The following is a 2,992-nucleotide window of genomic DNA, read 5'->3' as shown; positions in this document are numbered from 1 at the left end:
GCTTGATAACTATTTTTCATAGCACGCCTCCAATTACAAACTGGACACAATTTTGATTTACAAAACCATGTCTTATGTAACTTCAAATAACCTTCATCAGTAGGCTTGAACTCTAAGACGTTACCACATTGTTTTACGTTAAAAGCCTTTTTAATTTTTAAGATTTCTAGTATATCTGCATAACTTACATTATCGATTTTCTTTTCTCTCCACGGGCGTTGTTTCCCACTTTTCGTTAAGTCTTTTAGTGTTTTATTATCTTGATTTTCATCTATATATTTTGTATGATTGTCTTGCATATAAAAAGACCTCCAGTATTTGATTTTAGCTCGACACTTTAATCTTATTACTGGAGTTTTTTTATGTCAAATTTTATTTTATACACTAAAAATCTTTCAAAACACTGTTACATCAAGCTTGAAACAACATTTTAAAAAAGAACGTTATTTCTATATAGTATCAAGACAAGAAGAAACTCGTTTTCAACTCGTTTTAAAACCACCAACCAAAACCTTAAAACTCATCGTAATTTCACTTAAGTTTTTCTTAATTATTCCTTCTTTTTCTACGTCACTTAAATTCCACGTTAAAGGCGTCATATCAAGTAATTTATTCAATTCTTCTTTATTTAATTTAACCTTATAACTAATGTCTATCATTTCAATTTTATTAAAATTAGCTTCAAATAAATCTATAACCTCAGAATTATCATAATCCTTATTTTTATGATTACTAAAGACTATATTCCTTATTTCTTTTAAATAATCACTATTAGGAATTATTTTTATCAATTTCCCCTCTTTATCTAGAACTCTTTTAAACTCATCATAATTAGAAGGGCTAAGCACATTAATTAAAAAGTCTACATTCCCATTCATAACTGGTATATCAGCTAGATCAGCAACCAACCAATTTATATTTTTATATGATTTTGCTGCTTTTTTTACACCTTCTTTTGCAATGTCTATACCTAAGAATTCATTTTCACCAAGAAATGTTTTACTAATTTCATTTAAAATATAACCCTCACCAGTACCAACATCTATCACATTATTTTTAGTTTTAATCTCATATTTTTTAATAATTTCTATGATTTTTGAAATTAATATCGAATACAAATTGCTACTATCATTCAATTCTCTTCTAGCAATAAACAATTTTTTATCGTATTTACTTTTTTTATGCCCTGAAATTAAATTCGAATAACCCTCTTTTGCAATATCAAAAGTATGGTTATTCTCACATGCTAAAGTTTTATAACCTCTCTTTAATTTTTCATCACATATAGAACACTTAAAAAACATATTCACACCTCCAATCAAATAATTATAAATAACAAAGTTGCTTTATTCCAATTGCTTTATTGACGTTGAGCCTCGGAACCCTTAACAATCCCAAAACTTGTCGAATGGTCGGCTTAATAGCTCACGCTATGCCGACATTCGTCTGCAAGTTTAGTTAAGGGTTCTTCTCAACATCAATAAATTTTCTCGGCATAAATGCGTGTTCTTTTCTTGTCTGCCCAGTAGACAAAGTAGACCCAACTGTTATTGCTTTACAGGTCTATTTTTCGTCGTTATAATCTAGTTAAATCCCGTAAGGGCGCACTTATGCGTTCTAAAAAGAACGCGTAAAAAACCATAATCGACCTTCGTCAATTTTTATCTTAGTTTTAAGGAATCGGCGTTGTAGCGCAGATATAAAAATTAATACTGCACGAACTAGAATCGACGTTGTAGCGTAGATATAAAAATTAATACTACATAGAAATTTAACTAAGATTTAAGCTACTAGTTTTTTGCTAGTAGCTTTTTTATTTTCTTAATTTTTAAATGCCTTTATTTTGAATTTTAAGGGGGTATTTAGAGCAAACTCTATATTTATATATTTTTATACCTGTATATTTATATATGTTTCTTAAAACGCAAATATGAGCAAAATAAGGGTACATCTTTCTGACATTTAACTTGTATTCAAAAGACATATTACTTAAGTTGCTAAAGTCATTTTAAATACAATCACTTGTACTTTTTAAACATAAGCCAGAAAAACGATATAACTTTTATATATATTTTTCTAATTTGATTGGAACTCCCTAAAATTTATATAACTTAAAAAGTTAAATTGTTTATCTCATTTTTTGTACATAACCAGTGGCGAATTTTTCAGACACTGCCCATTTACATGCAAATTAAAATTTTCATGGTAAAACTGGTCAACCATGCCGGTTGAACGCTATAGTTCCTGCAGGGGCAAAAATACATAAAAAAAACGCTAGCTTTTAAGCTAACGTTTCAAATCTTTTAAGTAATAATTTTGTTTTTCAAAATTCCAAATTGCAGTAATTGAATGTGCTTTTTCTTCTTCGTCTGTTGTTTTATCTTCGTCACTTGTATTAATTAAATTGCCATCTTCGGCATCGTCTAAATTTAAAATTTTATGTTTTTGTTTAAGCAATCCACCATAACTCAACATACGTTTTCGGTATAAACCTTTTTCTAAATCATTCACGATTTCCTGATTTCTTTCGTCATCATCAGTTAAAAAATCAGATGATTTAACCGAATATTTCGAGGTTTCTTTGATTGCTGCTTGAATATCTTTATCGCCTTTTTGATTTGGTTTGATCGCTTTAATATTTGCTACTGGCCGATAATTAACTTGTAATGCTTTTTGCCATAAATTAATCCAATCATTTTGAGAAATGTAATTCTCAGAACCTCTAAAATATTTACTTTCAACACACAATAAAACATGCATATGTTGATTATAACTACCGTCATTTTTATTAACTGTAACCTCTGTCGAACGCATAAAACCAATTAAATTTTTACTAACTTTTTTATATTTAAATAATCTTCTAAATGATTCAGTTAAATGTTTAAGACTTTTTTCTAAAGTATCTCCATCTATCGCATTTCGTGTTGATAGTGTAAGAAACAACCAACGTGCTTTCGGCTTTTCTTTAACCACTTCTTCAATCACTCTTTGA

3 protein-coding genes are annotated in these 2,992 nt (G+C 28.7%); all 3 read right to left on the bottom strand.

Annotation, left to right across the window (positions count from 1 at the left end; genetic code table 11):
• A partial coding sequence (locus KA893_RS10835) for a protein rep (protein WP_142297390.1) occupies positions 1-299 on the bottom strand: 299 nt, incomplete at its 3' end.
• Positions 300-482: 183 nt separating this feature from the next.
• On the bottom strand, positions 483-1,304 hold the full coding sequence (locus KA893_RS10830; protein WP_049948317.1) for a putative RNA methyltransferase: 822 nt from the start codon (positions 1,302-1,304) through the stop codon (positions 483-485).
• Positions 1,305-2,286: 982 nt separating this feature from the next.
• The coding region (locus tag KA893_RS10825; RefSeq protein ID WP_210125776.1) for a protein rep at positions 2,287-2,992 on the bottom strand (706 nt) is incomplete at its 5' end.

This window comes from Staphylococcus sp. GDY8P126P (assembly GCF_017891965.1).
Lineage (GTDB): Bacteria > Bacillota > Bacilli > Staphylococcales > Staphylococcaceae > Staphylococcus > Staphylococcus saprophyticus.
The sequence above is the reverse complement of the archived record's forward strand: the minus strand, read 5'-3'. Positions and strand labels throughout refer to the sequence as shown.